Here is an 862-nt window from a genome sequence, read left to right as displayed (position 1 = left end):
TCCGCGCCGGTTTCGGCGGTCCTGCTTGCCGTCGAACTGCTTCTTTTCGAACGACGCGCCCGCTCCCTCATCCCGGTAGCACTGGCCACGGTCACCGCCACGGGCATGCGCTACATGCTGATGGGCACTGCACCGGTTTTCCCCATGCCCGATGTGGCACTGGCCACGCTGCCGGCGCTGGGCATGTATACGGTCTTCGGCGTCCTGGTGGGACTGGTGAGCATCGGTGTGACACGCGCCACCTATGCCGTGGAAGACACGTTCGAAAAGCTACCGGTGCACTGGATGTGGTGGCCGGCCATCGGGGGTGTGGCCGTGGGTGTGATCGGTTATCTCATGCCGTCCACCCTGGGCGTGGGTTACGACAACATCACCGCCATCATCAGCGGACATCTCGGACTGGGAGCGCTGGCGCTGCTATGCGTGGCCAATCCGCGCCGGTTTCGGCGGTCCTGCTTGCCGTCGAACTGCTTCTTTTCGAACGACGCGCCCGCTCCCTCATCCCGGTGGCACTGGCCACGGTCACCGCCACGGGCATGCGCTACATGCTGATGGGCACCGCACCGGTTTTCCCCATGCCCGACGTGGCACTGGCCACGCTGCCGGCGCTGGGCATGTATACGGTCTTCGGCGTCCTGGTGGGACTGGTGAGCATCGGCGTGACGCGCGCCACCTATGCCGTGGAAGACACGTTCGAAAAGCTGCCGGTGCACTGGATGTGGTGGCCGGCTATCGGGGGCGTGGCCGTAGGTGTGATCGGTTATCTCATGCCGTCCACCCTGGGTGTGGGTTACGACAACATCACCGCCATCATCAGCGGACATCTCGGACTGGGAGCGCTGGCGCTGCTATGCGTGGCCAA

2 protein-coding genes are annotated in these 862 nt (G+C 64.7%); both read left to right on the top strand.

Annotation, left to right across the window (positions count from 1 at the left end; genetic code table 11):
• On the top strand, positions 1 to 552 hold a 552-nt coding region (locus tag BTJ49_RS15995), incomplete at its 5' end, for a chloride channel protein (RefSeq protein WP_146742404.1).
• Positions 453 to 862: chloride channel protein (locus BTJ49_RS15295; protein ID WP_343125543.1), on the top strand; the 410-nt coding region annotated here is incomplete at its 3' end. The genes BTJ49_RS15995 and BTJ49_RS15295, both read left to right, overlap by 100 nt.

This window comes from Oleiagrimonas sp. MCCC 1A03011 (assembly GCF_003267965.1).
Classification (GTDB): Bacteria; Pseudomonadota; Gammaproteobacteria; order Xanthomonadales; family Rhodanobacteraceae; genus Oleiagrimonas; species Oleiagrimonas citrea.
Note: the sequence above shows the minus strand (reverse complement) of the source record. Positions and strands in the feature narration are given on the sequence as shown.